Consider the following 18,655-nt stretch of genomic DNA (forward strand, 5'->3'; position numbering starts at 1 on the left):
TGGATTGCGCCACCCGCAGGCCATTGCCGTATCAGTCGATGGCTTCGACCGACCACAGGACACCTGCTCCACTGCGATACAGGACCAGGGCAAACGTCTGATCCTGGTAGACAAGGGACCGCACTGCACTGGCCGGGGCCTGGATAGGCTCTGCTGGCAGTGACACCTGGGCGGAACCATCTCCTGCCGGCAGTACCCAGAACACGTCCTCTGCGTTGCCGATGATCAGCTGCACTCGCCCTGCAAGATCATTCACTTGGTAATAGGTGATCCCATCCCGCTGAAATCCATACAGACGCCAACCGGGGTCCTGACTCAGATTGAGCGCAAGCGGTTGGGACTGGCCCAGGCCTCGCTTTGCGAGCTGCACGCCATGATTATCAGACTGTGCCGAAGCGAACATCGGCACCGCAGCCAGAATCAAAATACCAAATACGTGTCGAAAATGGGAAATCCGCACATTATCCTCCAGGTCGAGTTTAGCGAGGGGTACTCCGGCGATAGTATCTTCTGCCGCCAGGGGTTGAACAACGACGCACGTCGTAGGCCATAGGACCGCCGTGAGCCAAGGCTAGCTTGCCCCAGTAGCAGACGACGCCAGCGATACTATCGCTTTAGATGGAGCGGCTCGGGGCAAGATTGGGCTTTTGACGCAAATCCGACGGCCGCCACTCTCAAAGCAGGCGAGCACTGCCGCGATTGGCTGAGGTTGGCTGATCCAGAGCCCCACAGAACCACCCAAAAGCTGCCTGTGAAATCGCCGCTATACCTGCCGACCCACGCGAAATCGAGCATACGCAACTGGCTATATCACGGGGTCGCTTCGGCCGACCACACTGCATTGGCACCAGTGCCATACAGCACCAGCGAGAACCCTGCGCCCCTATAGACCACCCAGCGAGTGACTCACGCAGGTAGCCCCCTACGTGAGCAACAACACTTTCGCCGTGCTCTCGCCTGCGAGCAGCACCCATAACGTCTCATCTGCGTTCCCGACGACTATGTGCACCCGACCTGCCAGATCATTGACCTGGTAGCAGGAGATGCCATCCCGCCGGAACCCGTACAAGCACCATTCCGGATCCAGGCTCAGATCCGGAGCCATCGGCTGGGACTGGCAAGCCCCTGCTCGGCCATCGGGACACCGGAATCGTCGGATTGCGCCGATGCCAGCGCGGGAATCGACGACAGGATCAGAACACCCGACTTGAGACCAGTGAGCGGGCCGCGTTGGCGGGCGCCCGGACGGGCTGTGCCGGCAGTCAAACGCACACGATGGCATCGCCGGTCGGCAGCCTCCTGGTTGCGTCCAATGGCAGGAGCCCCGGCGAGGACTATTTCGGCCGCCGGGTGCTCAGCAGCCGAGCGCATCTCCGCCCAACCGAAGCGCAAAGGTCGAAACCGAACCCGGCTGTCGACAGGTGTCATGACCGCGACTCCCCCATCCCTTGCCTTTCATCCGGTGGGGTCTGACTGCTTTCCTGGCCAACCACCTTGACCGTTGACGCCCGCAGCTTGACGGCGATCTCCGGACTGTAGTCGTCTGCTGTTGTCAACTTCGGAACAGGCTCACCAGGCAGTCCTGCGCAACGGATGATTCTGGGCCAGTAGGTGGGCCAGCAGAGCAGCAGCGAGAGCCAATGGCAGATGCAGTGCAATATCAGCAAGGGAGACAGGAGAAGGGCGCCCGTGAGAACGAGCCCCTTGTCTCCATTCCGCCACGACGGCAAGAGGAAGCTCAACGTTGAACGAACCGAATCCCAGGGCCAAGGAAACAGCGCTCTTAAGTGCTTTGGCTCAGGCACTTCGTCCGGGCCTTCTTCCATGTAACGGCGGATGTATTCCCAGAGTGCTTCAGCACTACCGCGATCATCCAGAGATCCGCCAATCATGCAGATGTCGTCAAAGCCAGCTCCGGTGCGATGCGATGGCCATCCCAAAAGCAGAGCACCGTCGCCTGCGCCGCTACCCGGCTTACTGCCGCTTATCTCAGGCAGGACTGCATCCCAAGGAAACGTCACAAGCCCGCCCGCGTAGTTGGGGCGATTGATGTGAACCTGACGGGTTATTCTATTGAATCGAACGACCAGACGACGCTGAACAAACACCTCCAGCCTCAGCCATCGCCAGCAATACTTAAAGAATAAGGCATTAACTGTGAGCCAAATAATCCCGAATAGAGGGTAAAAGAAGTATTCACTTGCAACCACAGGCCGACCAAAAGGATTTATTCCATTGAAAAGACCAACAATGCCGGGAAGCACCATATCCAGCATAATCAGGCACTGCCACACGTACATGAGGCCCAGAAAAATAAATGTGATTAGTCCACGCTTGTCTTCCTGCCAAGCCCCTTGAAGGTCGATGCATCGTTCGTTCAGATTGAAAACAGAACCCTCGTCCGCCGGAGCTGTTGAAGACCGCTCACACAGCCGACGCTCCATATATAAGTCATCCGCACTAACCTCAGCGTCAGGCCCGTCCACTTCCGAATGAAACTTACCCGCCCAACAGAACATTTCCAGAATGTACATCTATGAATTACCCTTTACTGAAAGATGAACGATCGTCGCAAGCTCTTCAGCCGCGCTCCCGTATCCCCGTTTCGACTTATCACCTCTGAATACAGTTTTCTCGCACCAATCCTCAAAGTCGTCCGGACTCATGAGAACGATCAGTACAGATAGTCCAATCGTGACCCAGCCCAGCCTGCCACCCCAGACCCTAAGCATCAGCATTACCGCCTCATGCGCAGCTATACGAACAGCAACTCCGCTCGACACACGAAAGAAGGTGCGAGTTGATGCATTCCGGGAGCTCTTCATCATCGCCTGCAGATAGGGCGCAGACCCTGCGAACGCGACGGTGATTGATAGCACGGCCGCCAGAGACGCCACGATTGCTCTCGATGCGTAGGCAGAAGCTAGTGTGGACTTACCCCGTCGATTCATATCTCTGAATGAGCCCGCATCCAGAATCGCCCCCAACAACCCAGCCGAGCCCGCCAAGAATCCCCCGTACAGTCCCAGCCGGCCTTTCCATGCGTCGAAGTGCTGGGCCAGCGGACTTCCCGACTGCGCATTTTTCGAAACCCATCCCGTCGCACCCTCGGCGATCGCCACCACCCCACCGACCAATGCCAAGCCGGATGCAATGAGCGCCCCGCCCTCCCTGCTTACTGGATCGTCGACGCTGAACTGTTTTCCTCTGACGATCAGGTTTACAGACTCGAAGATCGTGGCCATGAGTAATACACGTCCTTGATATGCACCGCCAGCGCGGCCCTTCGCAGTTTCCAACCGCACTCCCTCACGGATGGCAATTCCAACTTGTCCTCGCCAGTACGACAGCAACGCACCAGATGTCGGGGTGGCGTGGAAAGCTCCAATTGGAATCCCCTGCGCATAAGACCCCATCCTGAGCTGCATTAGCTTGATGAGCAGCTTTAGATACGCCTGATCAGCCTTTGAGTTTGTCGCGGTGGAAAGCATCACGCGCCCCCAGCTCACGTACCACGCCATCGAAACACCAATGACATTGCGTTTGAACCAGGCGACTTGGCCGGCTTGCTCACACGCGCGAAGCGCCGAGTCGGCTTTTGCAAACAGGCCAAGCACCTTGGCTGCGGCGCCATTGGTGGCAGCCACTATCGCCCACTCGTCCTGTTCCCTAGGCGAGACTCTTGCGATCTCCAGCGCATTGGCTAGTTGCTTTGCAAGGGTCAGGTTGTTGTGCACGAAGACCCGCCAGACAAGGTTTTTCTCATTCAGCGCTGCATCACTCTTCTGAGCGTCTTCCAGCGTTCTCCACCATTCATCCATTACCTGCCGCGATTGATCGTCCGCGTCCATCCCATTGGTGGCCAGACCTACCTGGATAGCAAATGCCCACCCCTGTATGAAGTCATCCTGATCATAACTTCGCCATGCCAGTGTCAGCATCTGGCTCCGCAACCAGGCCAGATGATCCACCGCGCGCAGCGACATGGCACTCTCGCAGACTTCTGCCCTTTCATCGAACTCAGTCAGAATGCTCACCTGCCTGCCATCCAGGCTCGCCTCCGCCTCCTGATAGCGCTCACGCGCACGCAGGCGTGCAGCTTCAACCTCGGCAGCCCGTAATCCCCATGGATCCAGCTTTTTGGTCATCTTGACGACCTCGATCATCGGCCTCGGGTCCAAGGCGCCCCGGATGCCGCGCTGGGCCTCAAGATCGGCAATGGTCCTGTCGAACTCTCGATTGCTTGCATCCTCGGCCGAGCGCTGGGCGTCCTTGATTCGACCGGACAGCACGCCTTCCTTGATGTCCGCATACTGCCGAGCAGCCAAGTACTTCCATCGATTGTCGACGCCATGGTTATCGACGACGTCCATCCACCCTTCCATGCCTTCCATGGCACGGTTCCGCCATGCATTGAGCTCCTGAGTGATGCCGATGGCGTCTTGAAGAGCGATGCCAACGCCGTTCTCGCTCTGCAACAGCGCGAGACTCTCCCTGAGCACGGGCAACGAAGCGTTCAGGCGGGACTGATAGAACGGCCCGCGCTGGTCATCGCTGAACGCAGGTGGCAACGGTGGGTCGCCTGAATCGCACAGCGCCGGAAACGGCTGTTCGTCTAGCGCGCGAATCATGGGGACTTGACCGACCGAATAGCCCGCAATCTGTGAGGCGACCGCATACTCCAACGCAAAGTACGAGATGGTAGTAGGAGACAAGAGGTACTGCTCACTCTCGCGCTGATCGGCCCACTTCTGGGGACTGAATCCCTGTAAAGTCCCATCTGCAAGCAGCACTTCTGCTTGGGCAATCAACTCACCCTCCTTACCTTCTGACAGCGGGTCCGGCGTAAAGAGCCAGTACGTCATGCTGACCTGTTCTGGCGCGTCAATGGCAACCATCAGTGCGTTGGGCGAGGTGGACATGCGTTTGCACGCCAGGCCCGACGTCTTTCGCGCGGGTGGCGTTCCGCGAAAACGCATCAAGCGGCCGCTCGATCTTACGTAGTAGCTGTCGATGTACTTGAGTCCGTTGCGCACAAGGACGACATAGAGATAGCCTTCCCTCATCATTCTTATCGCGTACTTGCTACACGTGAGCTCGGGCAGGGCGTCGCCCGAAGACGGACTGAGCGCCGGCACTCTGGCGAGAATGGTCTCCTCGTCACTGCAAAATGCAGAGTAGCGAAAGGGATGCACGAGCAGCCCAGACTTGTCGCAGTTGATGCACTTGCCCTGCTCACACGACGGCACAGCGTTGACCGCAGAGGCTGCGATTCTGTTTTTCATGGTCCACATTTCATCGCTCCCTATGCATGCGAAACAGCGAGTCCCTGATGCACTCCAGCTGCGACTGATCCAGCTGCCCCAATGCCTGCGCAAGTGCCGTTTCATGCTCGGGTGTATCAGCGATCAAGGCGCGTAGCGCGGGAGCGCAATGCAGCTCGCAGTTCAGTGCGATATCGTGCGCCACGAGCATGGCCTGATCGAGAACGTTGCGCCTGCGTACATTGGCGATGACGGATGCAGCGAAGTGGTGGGCCCGCTCAAGATCTATGTCGTACCCGCCCAACCCGTTGAGCACCTTCGCGGCGTGGTTCACCAGGGTTACCCGCGCCAGCTTGAATACGCCGCGCGCGTGCATGTGCAGCGGCTCCAACTCGGTCTGTGGCTGCGCCATCCAACAGAGTTCCCCGGCGAAACCCAAGCAGGCAATCCGTAGGCCCGATCGAGACAACAGGTGTCGCTGCTGGTCTGAGAGCGCGTAAGGCCAGTGCGGCACTGACATGGAGTCCATCATCGGCATGGGGTTCTCTGAGCCGCTACGCTTTTCGTTCTCGAGCAGCCTGCGCAACGTTGCAGCCACGTCGGAGGGCGGCTGCGGGGCTACGATCCAGGCGACTACGCTGGCACGACGGTGATCGCGCCGTGCGAGCCGGCATTGCTTTGCGGACACTCTCAGGCTCTCTTCGTAGCCCGGTCCCAGGCGGAGCAGCCGAAGCGGCGCTTTGCCAAAGCCGTCGACCTTGATCTCCCACTGATCCTCTGGCTCGTGTGGATCAAAGTGCGAGCTGATCCCGACCGTGGCATCCAGAAGCACGTAGAGATGGGCGGATGCCCCCTGCTCACGACGAAGCAGATAGCAAATGTCTGTAAGGTGGCGCACCTCACAAGAGCCGCTTGAGGTCCGGTGGTCGATTAGCTTCATTCGAGGTTGTCCTTGAGCTCGCAGCCACCCAGTTGCCCGTTGCTGTAGTCGACGTCATAGGGAGCTTCTTCCGGCTCGGTCCACTCCCGCTGGGTTCCCCTCATCTCCAGCGTCCCCGGCGCGCTCAGTTCGATGTTGTCGCCTTCTATGCGGATGTAAGCACCCGCCGCGGTCAGCAGCAGATGCTTGTTCGGCGCCGAGAGCGTCACGTCAGCCTGGGTACTGGCGATCTTCACATTGGTCCTGGCCGCCAGAACGGCCTGGCTACAGTGCGCCCGCGCACTAACCTTGCCGTTTGCGGCATGCAGCGCGATGCCCTGCTCCTGATTGGGACTGCCCGACTTGGGTTTGCTGCCCTCGGTGTACAGCGTCAGCCCTTCGCGTACCGCTATCGTCAACGCTCCTTCGCTGAGCCAGTTCAACGCCACGCCAGCAGCCAGCGTGGTGTGTGTGCCGCTCACCCACACCTGATCAGCTGGGGTTAGGCTCATGACGCCGGCCACGCCGCTGCCCATCAATACCGGCTTGTCCCAGCCCGGCGCCTCGCCATCACCACCGGTGATGCTGTCGGGCACGGTGCCGCTCTGGGTGGCGCGCAGGCTTCGCTGTAGCCGCTCAAGACTTTGCTGGGCAGGCAGTTGAGCGCTTTCGTTCGGCAACTGCGCCTGCTGGTTCACCGCTGACTCGTTGAGCCCCTGCACCAGCACCGCGCTTTGCTCCAACTGTGCCAACGCCTGACTTGCCGCCAACTGCGACTCGCCCGGCTCGGTACTCAGAAGCAACCCCTGCCCCGCGCGCAACGCCCCAGACGCCTGCGTGGACAGCTCAGCTCCAAACCCACGGTCCGCGCCGCGCAGGTTGTCCTGCCCCTCCTTCAGGTGCCCCAGCGTCAGCGTGGTGGCGTGTTGGGTGGTGGACAACTGCGCCCGTCCCTGCCCCGGCGTGTCATCCAGACGGAGTTGCTGATAGCCTCCCAGCCCGTCCTGGCTGTCGGCCAGGGCCTGGCTTTTGAAGCCGGTGTAGACAGCTGGGTGCTCATTGCCGTCGAACCACGCCGGTGCGTTGCCGGTCGCATGCGCCCCGCCGGTGGCGACCCGATTGTGCGCTGCGTCGGTCTGGCCGCGCCCGTTGTAGACCGCGCCCACCACCACCGGGCTGTCAATGTCGCCTTCGAAGAACGCCACCAGTACTTCCTGACCGCGCCGGGGCAGGAACACCCCGCCCCAGTTGTCCCCGCCCCACGGGGTCATCACCCGCACCCAGGTCCAGGCGCCGCCGTCTGCGGGCGCATTGTCGTCGCCACCCGGATGGGCGAGGCCGGTGCTCGACTGACTGCCCCGCTGCCACGGGAACTGCACCTTGATGCGATGGTCGCGGTCCGACAGCAGTGGCTCGCCGTCACTGACCACGATTGCGCTGAGGGTACCGGTGATCAACGCGCGCGGATGCAGGCGGACCCCGTCGCCGTCTTCGGTTTGCGGACGGTAGACCACGGCGGCCGGAATGGCGACGAAACAGTTGTCGTAGAACGCGGTGCTGAGCGCGGGGAGATTCGCACGAATCGCTAGTCCGCCTAGGGAAGCGGGCAATGGTAGAGGCACCTGCGTGGCCGGCCCCAACCGTCGCTCCAGCGCATCCAGCACCTCGGCCTCGAAGTTGTTGCGTGCCAGGTGCTGCACCGACAGGCACAGGAAGTCGGTGTCTTCCCCGGTCATGCAATGCTGCGTCAGCTGGAACTGGGCGCCGGCAGCCAGCTGCCGCCATCGCCCCCGCCCGGCAACGGTGTGCGCCCTCACCCGCAATGCATCGAGATGTTGCTGGGCCCGACGCTGCCCGCTGTCGTGGTCTGGCCAGCCGTCGGGGCCGCAGGTGTCGATGTCCTCGCCCAGGTCCGGCTGCGAGGTCCGGGCCTGGGCACTGGCTTGGCGTAGTTGCAGGGTGCGCGAATCCCAAGTGGTACGGGTCACCCTCGAGATGCACCAGCGATGGTGCAGCGACCACTGCTGCACGCTGTCGGCACGCTCGGAGGCATCGGCGCGATGGAAGCGCACCGGCCCCAGATCGCGTGCGCCGTGCTGGTGGTCGGCCAGCACCAGCATGTGCTTGCCGAAGGAGGGACTATCAGGCTCACCGCTGTGCTCGAACCAATAGTAGATGCCCTCCTCCGCCAACAAGCGCTGCACGAAGGTTAGGTCGGTTTCCTGGTACTGCGTGGTGAGAGTGCGTTTGAGGTACAGGCTGGACCGGTCAAGATCCCAGCGCCACGCCGGCAGTAGCCCGACGTAATCGGCAAAGACGTTTTCGACGATGTCCACCACGCTGGCGTCGTGGAACACATAGCTATCAACGCGCTGCCCAAGAAAGGCCATCCACGGCTGCAGGCGCAACCGGTAGCGGGCCAGCCCGCCGTTCCCGCCAATCCGCTCGGCAGAGGTGATACGCCCATGGAACGGCCGCAAACTGCCATCGTCCAACTGCATCTGCAGCAATGCGGGCTGGCCGATCAAGGGCTCAAGCGCGATCCCGGCATCCAGCGACAGCGTAGTGACCGACCAGGTGAACCCCACGCCATCGATCTGCTCGGCGCCCTGCAGCGTCTCGGCAACCAGCACCCCGTCACCCAACACCGTGTGCAGTCGCAGGAAGCGATGACCATCGCCCATGCGCAAGGCGGCCAAGAGTGCAGCGATCACCGCGTAGCCCTTGTTAATGGCGCAATCCTCTGCGCGTGTTGCCTCTGCCGCGTAGGGCGCTTCACCGCGCTGCGCAACTCCCGCTGGGATGTGCCGCGACAATTGCCGCCGCGCACTGATGCTGCTCTATCGTCCATGATGGCCCTCCCTCGCCTGCGCAGATGCTGCGGGCTCCCAGCAATGGCGATAAGGGCAAAAGCGTCATGGCATGGCCAGGACGTAGCGGACTGCCAGCGGGGACAAGGCTTCCCGGCGCTTTCTAGGAGTCGGTTGAATTTATCAATGGCGCGCAATGCGCCAGATGTCGCGCTGGTTGCGACACTGCCGCGCGGCAGTCCGAGCGCACCCAACGTCCTTGGGGCGTCCCTCCGGACAGAGATTGCCCGCGACAAGCGCTCCCCACCGTCACACATCCACCCTAAAGTTGCATGTGAAATCGCCGCTATATCTGCCGACCCACTCGAAATCGAGCGTACGCCACATGCCGGCTCTGTTGCAGGGCGCTTTCGACAGCGACCCCGGTGATGCCTTACCCCAGCGGATCCTGCTGGTGGAAAACTCGCGCACCTTCACCAGCATGCTGCGCGAGGCGATCGAGCAGCGGCTGGAGCTGCCGGTGTTCGTGGCCACCAGCCTGGCCGAGGCCGGGCGGCTGCTCGACGAGGAACAGGGCTGGTTCCTGGTCCTGACCGGGCTGGTGCTGGCCGATGGTGACCGCGACAACGTGGTGGAGTTCTTTCTGTCGCGCGGGCTGCCCACGGTGGTGGTCAGCGGCGTCTACGACGAAGACCTGCGCAAGCGCGTGCTGCAGCAGCAGATCATCGATTACGTCCTGAAGAACACCCCGGGCAGCATCGATTACCTGGTGTGGCTGGTGCAGCGGCTGGAGCGCAACCGGCGCATCGCGGCCCTGGTGGTGGATGATTCGATGTCGGCGCGGATGTACGCCGCCTCGCTGCTGCGCATGTACGGCCACACCGTGTACGAGGCGGCCGACGGCGCCGAGGGCCTGAAGGCGATCGAGGCGCACCCGGCGATCCGGCTGGCCGTGGTCGACCAGGAGATGCCCGGCATGGAGGGGGTGGAGTTCACCCGCCGGCTGCGCACCCTGCGCTCGCGCGACAAGGTGGCGGTGATCGGCATTTCCGGCAACACCGACCCCTCGCTGATCCCGCGCTTCCTCAAGAACGGGGCCAACGACTTCCTGCGCAAGCCATTCTCACGCGAAGAGTTCTTCTGTCGCGTGTCGCAGAACGTGGACCAGCTGGAGCTGATCGGCACCCTGCAGGACCTGGCCACGCGCGACTTCCTGACCGGGCTGCCGAACCGGCGCAGCTTCCTGGAACAGAGCCAGCGCCAGCTGCCGCAGCTGCACCACAACGATGATCTGGTGGCGGTGGCGATGATCGACATCGACCACTTCAAGCACATCAACGACACCCACGGCCATGAGGCCGGCGACGATGCGCTGCGCGCCGTGGCCGCTGCGGTGGCGGGCCACGCCCGCGACCAGGACCTGATCGCCCGCTTCGGCGGTGAGGAATTCTGCCTGCTGGTGCCGGGGCTGGAGGAAGACGAGGCGCGTGGCTACTTCGAAATGCTGCGCGAGCGCATTGCCGCGCTGGAGGTGAAGCTGGGCGACACCACCCTGCGCATGACCGTCAGCATCGGGCTGTGCTGCCTGCGCCCGCAGCGCGATTCCCTGCACCGTCTGATCTCCGAGGCCGACCGCCAGCTGTACCTGGCCAAAGCTGGCGGGCGCAACCGGGTGAGCTGTACCAGCGTGGCCAGTGCCGCCCGGGAAACCGCCCTGGCGCCTTGATCGAGATCAACGCGAGCGTGTCGCGATCGACCTAGAGTCGTTCCCAGTTGAACACCACAGGGAACGCACCATGGCACTTCTGGTCTGGCAGGACGACCTGAACATCGGCATCGACGTCATCGACCACCAGCACATGCGGATCGTGGAGATGCTCAACCACCTGCACGTGGCGCAGACCAGCCTGCAACGGCTGGCGGTGGCCGAGGTGATCGACGAACTGGTGGACTACACCATGTCGCACTTCGCCTTCGAGGAAGAGCTGATGGAGGAAGCCGGCTACCCGTTCTGTGCGGCGCACAAGCGCGTGCATGAGATTTTCATCAAGCGCGTGGCCGAGTACCGCCTGCGCTTCCAGGCCGGCGAAGACATCAGCGACGAACTGCGCACCATGCTGTCGCGCTGGCTGTTCAACCACATCCGTGGCGACGACAAGGCCTATGCGCCGCAGGTCAAGCTGCACCTGAACCAGTTCGCCCGCGAGCACCAGCAGGGTGGCTGGCTGGGGCGCACGCTCAAGCGCTTCTTCCGCTGACGGCCGCGCGCCGGCCCATGGCCAGCAGCGCCAGGATGGTGACCAGCGCGGTGCCGCACAGGTAGAAGCCCACCGCCAGCAGGCCGAAGCGCTCGGCCAGCCAGGTAGCCACGTAAGGCGCCGGGGCCGCGCCCAGGATGCCGGCAAGGTTGAATGACAGCGACGCCCCGGTGTAGCGCACCTGCACCGGGTAGATTTCGGCCAGGAAGGTGCCGCACGGGCCGTAGGTGAGGCCCATCAGGAACAGCCCCAGCGACAGGAAGCCCACCACCAGCCACGGACTGCCGGCCTGGAACAACGGGGCGAACACGATGCCGAACGCGAGGATCAGGCCGCTGGCCACGATCATGGTGCGGCGCGTGCCCCAGCGGTCGCCGTACAGTGCCGACAACGGAATGCCGGCCGCGAAGAACAGGATGCCCACCATCTGCAGCAGCAGGAACTGCTCGCGGCTGTACTGCAGTACGGTGGTGCCGTAGCCCAGGGTAAATACCGTCATCAGGTAGAACAGCACGAACGTGGCGAATGCGCCCAGCGTGCCCAGCACCAGGGTCAGGCCGTGTTCGCGCATGACCGTCCACATGGGCAGCTTGACCCGCTCGTTGCGGTCCAGCGCGGCCTGGAACTGCGGGGTCTCATGGATGTTCAGGCGGACCCACAGGCCCACCGCCACCAGCAGCGAGCTGGCCAGGAACGGAACGCGCCAGCCCCACTGCAGGAAGTCGGCATCGCTCATCGCCCGCCCCAGCAGCAGGAAGATGCCGGCCGACAGCAGGAAGCCCAGCGGCGCACCCAGCTGCGGGAACATGCCGTACCAGGCGCGCTTGCCCGGCGGCGCGTTCTCGGTGGCCAGCAGCACCGCCCCGCCCCACTCACCGCCCAGCCCAAGGCCCTGGCCGAACCGGCACAGCGCCAGCAGGGCCGGGGCGAGGATGCCGATGCTGGCGTGCGTCGGCAGCAGGCCGATCGCCACGGTGGACACGCCCATGGTCAACAGGGCGGCCACCAGCGTGGCCTTGCGTCCGATCCGGTCGCCGTAGTGGCCAAACACCGCCGAGCCCACCGGCCGCGCGATGAAGGCCACCGCGAAGGTGGCCAGCGACTGCAGCAGGGCCGCGCCGTCGCTGCTGTCGGGGAAGAACAGGTGCGGGAACACCAGCACCGCCGCCGTGGCGTAGATGTAGAAATCGAAGAACTCGATGGTGGTGCCGATCAGGCTGGCCAGCAGGATCCGGCGCGGGGAGTTGGCAGCAGGTGCAGCGGGAGTCGACATCGGGCACACGCAAAAGGGCAGCTGCCCGATTCTGCCATGGCCGCACGACGCTGCGGCCGATGGTTGCAGACGTGACCGTCGCCGCCGGCACGCCGGCCCGGCGCGGTCACTCGCCCAGGTGGATCCAGGTGGCTTTGAGCTCGGTGTACTTGTCGAAGGCGTGCAGCGATTTGTCGCGGCCGATGCCGGACTGCTTGTAGCCGCCGAACGGGGCGGTCATGTCGCCGCCATCCCACTGGTTCACCCACACGCTGCCCGCGCGCAGCTGGCGCGCCACCCGATGCGCGCGGCCCAGGTCGCGGGTCCAAAGACCGGCGGCCAGGCCGTAGCGCGAATCGTTGGCCAGCCGCACCGCATCGGCCTCGTGGTCGAAGCCCAGCACCGACAGCACCGGCCCGAAGATTTCCTCGCGCGCGATGCTGTGGCCGGCGTCCACCTCGTCGAACACGGTGGGCTGCACGTAGCTGCCACCGGCCACTACCTCCACCCGCTTGCCGCCCAGCAGCAGCCGCGCGCCTTCGGCCTGGCCGCGGTTGATGTGCTCAAGCACGTGGTCGGCATGGGCGTTGTCGACCAGCGCCCCCATCGGCGCGTCCGGATCGAATGGGTGGCCGGGCTGCATGCGCCGTGCATGGGCCAGCACGCGGGTCACGAATTCGTCCTGGATGGAGCGCTGCACCAGCAGCCGCGACGCCGCGGTGCAGACCTCGCCCTGGTTGTAGAAGATGCCGGTGGCCGCCGCTTCGGCCGCCTTGTCCAGATCGGGCGCATCGGCAAACACCAGGTTCGGGCTCTTGCCGCCGCATTCCAGCCAGGTGCGCTTGAGGTTGGACAACCCGGCGCACTGCAGCAGGCGCCGGCCCACCGCGGTGGAGCCGGTAAAGGCCAGCGCATCCACGTCCATGTGCAGCGCCAGCGGCTCGCCGGCGCGCTTTCCGTCGCCGGGCAGCACGTTGAACACGCCCTCGGGGATACCGGCCTCGGCGACCAGTGCCGCCAGCCGGATCGCACTCAGCGGCGACCGCTCGGACGGTTTGAGCACCAGCGAATTGCCGGCCGCCAGCGCCGGGGCGATCTTCCAGCAGGCCATCAGCAGCGGGAAGTTCCACGGCACGATGGCCGCCACCACGCCCACCGGCTCGCGGCTGACCAGGCCCAGCGTGTCCGGTGCGGTCGGGGCGATCTCGCCGTACACCTTGTCGATGGCCTCGGCGGTCCAGCGCAGGCAGCGCACCGCACCCGGCAGGTCGCCCTGGCGCGCGTCACGCACCGGCTTGCCCATGTCCAGGCTTTCCAGCAGCGCCAGCTCGTCGGCGTGCTGTTCCACCAGGTCGGCCAGCCGCAGCATGAGCGCCTTGCGGTGGACCGGCGCAGCGCGCGACCAGTGCCCGGCATCGAAGGCGCGGCGTGCGGCGGCCACCGCATGCTCCACGTCGGCGCTGCCGCAGTCGGCCACCTGGGCCAGTACGCGGCCGTCGATCGGGCTGATGCAGGCAAAGCGCGCGCCATCGACGGCGTCCACGTAACGGCCATCGATGAAGGCCTGGCCATGCACCACCAGCGCATCGGCCTGGCGTTGCCATTCCTCACGGGTACGGGCAGCGGTCATCGGGGTCTCCAGCAGTGGCTATCGGCCCCCTTTATACCCACCGCCCTCACCCCGCGCCGTGATGCATCTGCGATAGAGTCGTGACCATCCGGTTCCCTGCGGAGTTGCCGATGCGCCGTGCCGAACACCCGTTGTCGTCCCTGTCCCAGCAGCGCCCCGACACGATGGACGCGTTCTGGATGCCGTTCAGCGCCAACCGCCAGTTCAAGGCGTCGCCGCGCCTGCTGGTGCGGGCCGAAGGCATGTATTACCACGATGTCGACGACCGCGCGGTGCTGGATGCCGCGGCCGGGTTGTGGTGCTGCAACGCCGGCCATGCGCGACCGCGCATCGTGCAGGCGATCCAGCAGCAAGCCGCCACGTTGGACTTCGCCCCGCCCTTCCAGATGGGCACGCCGTTGCCGTTCGTACTGGCCCAGCGCCTGGCCGCGCTGGCACCGGCACCGCTGAACCACGTGTTCTTCAGCAACTCCGGTTCCGAAGCGGTGGATACCGCGATGAAGATCGTGCTGGGCTACCACCGCCTGCGCGGCGAGGGGCAGCGCACCCGCTTCATCGGCCGTGAAAAGGCCTACCACGGGGTCGGGTTCGGCGGCATGTCCATTGGCGGGCTGCCCAACAACCGCAAGCAGTTCGGGTCATTGCTGGCCGGCAGCGATTTCCTGCGCCACACCCTGGACCTGCAGCGCAATGCGTTCAGCCCCGGCCTGCCACGGCATGGCGCCGAGCTGGCCGAGGACCTGGAGCGGCTGATCGCGCTGCACGATGCCTCCACCATCGCCGCGGTGTTCGTCGAACCGGTCGCCGGCTCGGCCGGGGTGATCCTGCCGGCGCCGGGCTACCTGCAGCGGCTGCGCGAGATCTGCGACCAGCACGGCATCCTGCTGGTGTTCGACGAGGTGATCACCGGCTTCGGCCGCGTAGGCAATGCATTCGCCGCGCAGCGCTTCGGGGTAACCCCGGACCTGATGACACTGGCCAAGGGGCTCACCAACGGCGCGGTGCCGATGGGTGCCACCCTGGTGTCCGATGCGGTGCATGCGGCCTTCATGCAGGGCCCGCCGGCGGCCATCGAGCTGTTCCATGGCTATACCTATTCGGCCCATCCGCTGGCCTGCGCGGCCGCGCTGGCCACGCTGGACACCTATGCCGAGGAGCACCTGTTCGAGCGTGCCATCGAGCTGGGCGAGTACTGGCAATCGGCGCTGCACAGCCTGCGCGGCCTGCCGCACGTGGTGGACATCCGCAATTTCGGGCTGATCGGCGCGGTGGAGCTGATGCCGCGCAAGGATGCGCCCGGCGCGCGTGGCTATGAGGTGTTCGAGCGCTGCTTCCGCGAGGGCAGCCTGCTGGTGCGCTGCACCGGTGACGTGATCGCGCTGTCGCCGCCGTTGATCATCGACAAGGCGCAGATCGACCGCATCGTGGAGATCCTGGGCGACATGATCAACGCCACCGCCTGAGGCCATGCCTGCCGGCCGCCCTGTCTGAACCCGGCGACCGGGACGCGACTACCCCGCCCCATTACAATGGTCGGTCACGTTGGCTCGCGTACCGGATTGCATGGACATTGTCGTCAAAGAAGAACTCAAGGCCTACATCGATCCCCTGACCACCGACGAGCACGACGCGCTGGAGCGCAGCATCCTGGCCGAAGGCTGCCGCGATGCGCTGGTGCTGTGGGGCGATGTGCTGGTGGACGGGCATAACCGTTTCGGCATCTGCCAGAAGCACGACCTGCCGTTCCAGACCGTGCAGAACACCCGTTTCCAGTCGATGGACGACGTGCACCTGTGGATGATCGAGCAGCACCTGGGGCGGCGCAGCGTGTCGGACTTCCAGCGCGGCGTGCTGGCCCTGCGCAAGCGCGACATCCTCGCCGAGCGCCATCGTGCCGAGCAGGCCCAGCTGCAGAAGGAAAGCGACGGCGAGATCGCCGATGCCAGCCCTGAAGGCGATGAGGACAGCCCGCCGTGGGCACCGGCGCCGAAGGTCAGCCGTGCCGACATGGCCCGCGAAGCGCGCCTGAGCAGCAGCCAGGTGACGATGATCGAGCGCATCCACAAGCAGGCCGCGCCGGAGCTGGTGGAGGCGGTGAAGACCGGGGTGATCTCGATCAGCGCCGCCGCGGCGGTGGCCGACCTGCCCGAGGATGAGCAGCGCGCTGCGGCCGTGGGCGGCAAGGACGAGCTGAAGCAGGCCGCCAAGCGCGTGCGCGAGGCCAAGCGCAAGCCGCGCAAGCCGGTGCAGGAGGTGCTGCACAGCGCCGACGGTGACACCGAGGTGGACCCCAGCCGCGAAGCCGAGATTGCCGACGCGCTCAACGCATTGGGCGAAGGCCCCGCCGAACTGCGCCAGCGGGTGATTGCGCTGACGCTGGAAAACGACGCCCTGCGCCAGCAGCTGGCGGCACTGCGCAAGCAGCTGGCCGACGCCGACGCGTGATGTGAAGCGGTGCGCGGCGTAGCGCCGGGCTCTGCCCGGCTGCTCTTGGTGCGGACCGCGCCATGCACCTGCGGACAGCCCCCGGGGTTGCCGGCCAGCGGCCGGCACTACCGGTTGGCTTCGGTACGGGGTGCGGGGTTGCCGGGCAGGGCCCGGCACTACCGTTCTGTCGGGGTTCGCCTGGTTGCCGGCCAGCGGCCGGCACTACCGGGTGCTCATACGGGGGTGGGTAGACTGTAGGGATGACGCCTATTTCTCCGCCCGATCCCCGCCGCGCGCAGCTGCGCCGTCTCAAACTTATCGCGCTGGCGATGCTGCTGGCCATGCTGGCCGGCTTCGTCATCAGCCATCTGCAGGGCGAGCGGGGCATCTGGGCGTGGGTGTCGGCGTTCTGCGAGGCCGCCGCCGTGGGTGCGCTGGCCGACTGGTTCGCCGTGGTGGCGCTGTTCCGGCGGCCGCTGGGCCTGCCCATTCCGCACACCGCGATCATCCCGCACAGCAAGGACCGCATCGCCGACAGCCTGGCGGTGTTCGTGCGCGACCAGTTCCTGGAACCGCAGGCGCTGCTGGCGCGGTTGCAGGTGTTCGATCCGGCCAGCCGGCTGGGCAGCTGGCTGGCCGACCCGGCACGGTCGCGGCTGTTGGCCGACATGGCCCGCGGCTGGGCACTGCAGGCGCTGGACTTCCTGGACGAGGCGGCGGTACGGCGCAGCATCCAGGGCTTTGTGATCCAGCAGCTGCGCCAGTGGAACGCCGCAGCCACCGCCGGCGAGCTGCTGGGCCTGCTCACCGCCGACAACCGGCACCAGCGCGTGCTCGACGAGGGCCTGACCCGGGTCAGCGAGTGGCTGGACAACGAATCGGTGAAGCAGCGCGCGTCCGAGCTGATCGTGCGCTACATCCAGCGCGAGTGGCCCAAGCTGGCCAGCACCGTGAACTGGGTCAAGCCGATCGACGAGATCGGCGACAGCCTGGCCGAGCGCATGGCGCACGCGGTGCTGGCCGAGCTGCAGCAGATTCTGGCCCAGCCCGAGCACCCGCTGCGGCGGGATTACGAAACCTGGCTGGCCGACTATATCCAGCGCCTGCGCACCGACCCGGCGCTGGCCGGGAAAATCGACCAGATCAAGCAGCAGATCATCGACCATCCGGCCGTGCAGGACTATGTGCAGGGCCTGTGGGAGCGCATCCACGCCAGCCTGCGCGCGGACCTGTCCAGTGAGGACTCGGCACTGGCCGGCCACCTGCGCCGCAGCCTGGCCTCGGTCGGGCAGGCGCTGCAGGACGATCCGTCGCTGCGCGATGCGCTCAACCAGCACCTGATGGACGGCGCCGAACGGCTGACCAGCCGCCTGCGCGAAGGTGTCACCCAGCACATCGCGCAGACCGTCAAGGGCTGGGACGAGCGCCACCTGGTCGAACAGCTGGAACTGAGCGTCGGCCGCGACCTGCAGTTCATCCGCTTCAACGGCACCCTGGTGGGCGGCCTGATCGGCCTGCTGCTGCACGCCCTGACGGTGTGGATGCACTGGTAGGCACCCCGCCCGGTTGACGGATTGACCGGGTGTTTTTGTGAATTGGTTCGCGTATTCTGCCGCGCATTCCGGGCTGGTGTGGCCCACAGGGGGAATGATGCAACGGACCATCCTTGCGCTGGCGCTGTGCGCGCTGGCCAGCAGCGCCCATGCCGGGCGCGTGTACAAATGCGCCGCCGGCGGGCAGACCATCTACCAGACCGTGCCCTGCCCGCCCGAGCAGGACACCGGTGTGACCCGGCCGATCACCCGCGACCCCAAACTCAGCTGGGAAGAACGCACCCGCGCCCAGCGCGAGCTGTACGACGCCCGCCGGCGCATGCAGGCCGATGCCGGCCGCGGTCAGCCCGCGGTGCGCGGTACGGTCATCGACGGTTCGGTGGACCCGGAAAAGTGCGACGACCTGCGTGTGCGCCGCGACATCAGCGAAGCCTTCGGGCGCACCGCGCCGCCGCGCATCGAAGACGAGATCAAGAAGGCCTGCGCGAAGCGCTGAGTGCAGCGGGCATCTGCCCGCTTGCAACCAGTATCCAATCAGATAC

13 protein-coding genes are annotated in these 18,655 nt (G+C 64.9%); 6 read left to right on the forward strand and 7 right to left on the reverse strand.

The window, feature by feature from the left end:
* Window positions 1-31 precede the first annotated feature (31 nt).
* The 5 genes from DX03_RS12940 to DX03_RS12960 form a co-directional block, all read right to left on the reverse strand.
* The gene (locus tag DX03_RS12940; protein WP_038689331.1) at window positions 32-460 is read right to left on the reverse strand and encodes a hypothetical protein; all 429 of its coding nucleotides are present in this window, start codon (window positions 458-460) and stop codon (window positions 32-34) included.
* A gap of 964 nt (window positions 461-1,424) precedes the next feature.
* Window positions 1,425-2,534, reverse strand: coding sequence for a DUF6708 domain-containing protein (locus DX03_RS21190; RefSeq protein ID WP_185753349.1), 1,110 nt, complete (start codon window positions 2,532-2,534; stop codon window positions 1,425-1,427).
* Window positions 2,535-5,285 carry a T6SS effector BTH_I2691 family protein gene (locus DX03_RS12950; RefSeq protein ID WP_185753350.1) on the reverse strand — a complete coding sequence of 917 codons (2,751 nt, stop codon included), beginning with the start codon at window positions 5,283-5,285 and terminating at the stop codon, window positions 2,535-2,537.
* Window positions 5,286-5,295: 10 nt separating this feature from the next.
* Complete coding sequence (locus DX03_RS12955; RefSeq protein ID WP_038689335.1) at window positions 5,296-6,204, reverse strand: hypothetical protein; 909 nt, start codon at window positions 6,202-6,204, stop codon at window positions 5,296-5,298.
* Complete coding sequence (locus tag DX03_RS12960) at window positions 6,201-8,867, reverse strand: type VI secretion system Vgr family protein (protein WP_081797332.1); 2,667 nt, start codon at window positions 8,865-8,867, stop codon at window positions 6,201-6,203. The genes DX03_RS12955 and DX03_RS12960 overlap by 4 nt, the downstream gene beginning before the upstream one ends.
* Window positions 8,868-9,378: 511 nt before the next feature.
* Here DX03_RS12960 and DX03_RS12965 point away from each other — a divergent pair.
* Together DX03_RS12965 and DX03_RS12970 are read left to right on the forward strand one after the other, a co-directional pair.
* Window positions 9,379-10,719 (forward strand): GGDEF domain-containing response regulator, encoded by a 1,341-nt coding sequence (locus tag DX03_RS12965; protein ID WP_038689337.1) that lies wholly within the window; start codon window positions 9,379-9,381, stop codon window positions 10,717-10,719.
* A gap of 70 nt (window positions 10,720-10,789) precedes the next feature.
* Complete coding sequence (locus tag DX03_RS12970) at window positions 10,790-11,251, forward strand: bacteriohemerythrin (protein WP_038689338.1); 462 nt, start codon at window positions 10,790-10,792, stop codon at window positions 11,249-11,251.
* Here DX03_RS12970 and DX03_RS12975 read toward each other — a convergent pair.
* A complete protein-coding gene (locus DX03_RS12975) occupies window positions 11,232-12,524 on the reverse strand; it encodes an MFS transporter (RefSeq protein WP_038689340.1) in 1,293 nt (430 codons plus the stop codon). The genes DX03_RS12970 and DX03_RS12975 overlap by 20 nt on opposite strands.
* Window positions 12,525-12,630: 106 nt before the next feature.
* Window positions 12,631-14,133, reverse strand: a complete 1,503-nt coding sequence (locus DX03_RS12980) for an aldehyde dehydrogenase (RefSeq protein WP_038689342.1) — start codon at window positions 14,131-14,133, stop codon at window positions 12,631-12,633.
* Between the two features lie 110 nt (window positions 14,134-14,243).
* Between DX03_RS12980 and aptA the strand changes: the two genes are divergently transcribed.
* The 4 genes from aptA to DX03_RS20455 all read left to right on the forward strand — a co-directional run bounded on the left by aptA (window position 14,244) and on the right by DX03_RS20455 (window position 18,609).
* Window positions 14,244-15,596 carry an omega-aminotransferase AptA gene (aptA, locus tag DX03_RS12985; protein ID WP_038689344.1) on the forward strand — a complete coding sequence of 451 codons (1,353 nt, stop codon included), beginning with the start codon at window positions 14,244-14,246 and terminating at the stop codon, window positions 15,594-15,596.
* 100 nt (window positions 15,597-15,696) lie between these two features.
* Window positions 15,697-16,578 carry a ParB N-terminal domain-containing protein gene (locus DX03_RS12990; RefSeq protein WP_038689346.1) on the forward strand — a complete coding sequence of 294 codons (882 nt, stop codon included), beginning with the start codon at window positions 15,697-15,699 and terminating at the stop codon, window positions 16,576-16,578.
* A 242-nt stretch (window positions 16,579-16,820) separates the two neighbouring features.
* Window positions 16,821-18,113: a DUF445 domain-containing protein gene (locus DX03_RS12995; RefSeq protein WP_038689349.1), complete on the forward strand. Its 1,293-nt coding sequence runs from the start codon at window positions 16,821-16,823 to the stop codon at window positions 18,111-18,113.
* Between the two features lie 97 nt (window positions 18,114-18,210).
* The gene (locus DX03_RS20455; protein ID WP_181406228.1) at window positions 18,211-18,609 is read left to right on the forward strand and encodes a DUF4124 domain-containing protein; all 399 of its coding nucleotides are present in this window, start codon (window positions 18,211-18,213) and stop codon (window positions 18,607-18,609) included.
* Window positions 18,610-18,655 lie beyond the last annotated feature (46 nt).

Source organism: Stenotrophomonas rhizophila (assembly GCF_000661955.1).
GTDB lineage: Bacteria > Pseudomonadota > Gammaproteobacteria > Xanthomonadales > Xanthomonadaceae > Stenotrophomonas > Stenotrophomonas rhizophila.

Coding starts and splice junctions, on each gene's coding strand:
- DX03_RS21190 (WP_185753349.1), bottom strand. CDS start 2,534: ATGTACATTCTGGAAATGTTCTGTTGGGCGGGTAAGTTTCATTCGGAA.
- DX03_RS12950 (WP_185753350.1), bottom strand. CDS start 5,285: ATGAAAAACAGAATCGCAGCCTCTGCGGTCAACGCTGTGCCGTCGTGT.
- DX03_RS12955 (WP_038689335.1), bottom strand. CDS start 6,204: ATGAAGCTAATCGACCACCGGACCTCAAGCGGCTCTTGTGAGGTGCGC.
- DX03_RS12960 (WP_081797332.1), bottom strand. CDS start 8,867: ATGGGCGATGGTCATCGCTTCCTGCGACTGCACACGGTGTTGGGTGAC.
- DX03_RS12965 (WP_038689337.1), top strand. CDS start 9,379: ATGCCGGCTCTGTTGCAGGGCGCTTTCGACAGCGACCCCGGTGATGCC.
- DX03_RS12970 (WP_038689338.1), top strand. CDS start 10,790: ATGGCACTTCTGGTCTGGCAGGACGACCTGAACATCGGCATCGACGTC.
- DX03_RS12975 (WP_038689340.1), bottom strand. CDS start 12,524: ATGTCGACTCCCGCTGCACCTGCTGCCAACTCCCCGCGCCGGATCCTG.
- DX03_RS12980 (WP_038689342.1), bottom strand. CDS start 14,133: ATGACCGCTGCCCGTACCCGTGAGGAATGGCAACGCCAGGCCGATGCG.
- aptA (WP_038689344.1), top strand. CDS start 14,244: ATGCGCCGTGCCGAACACCCGTTGTCGTCCCTGTCCCAGCAGCGCCCC.
- DX03_RS12990 (WP_038689346.1), top strand. CDS start 15,697: ATGGACATTGTCGTCAAAGAAGAACTCAAGGCCTACATCGATCCCCTG.
- DX03_RS12995 (WP_038689349.1), top strand. CDS start 16,821: ATGACGCCTATTTCTCCGCCCGATCCCCGCCGCGCGCAGCTGCGCCGT.
- DX03_RS20455 (WP_181406228.1), top strand. CDS start 18,211: ATGCAACGGACCATCCTTGCGCTGGCGCTGTGCGCGCTGGCCAGCAGC.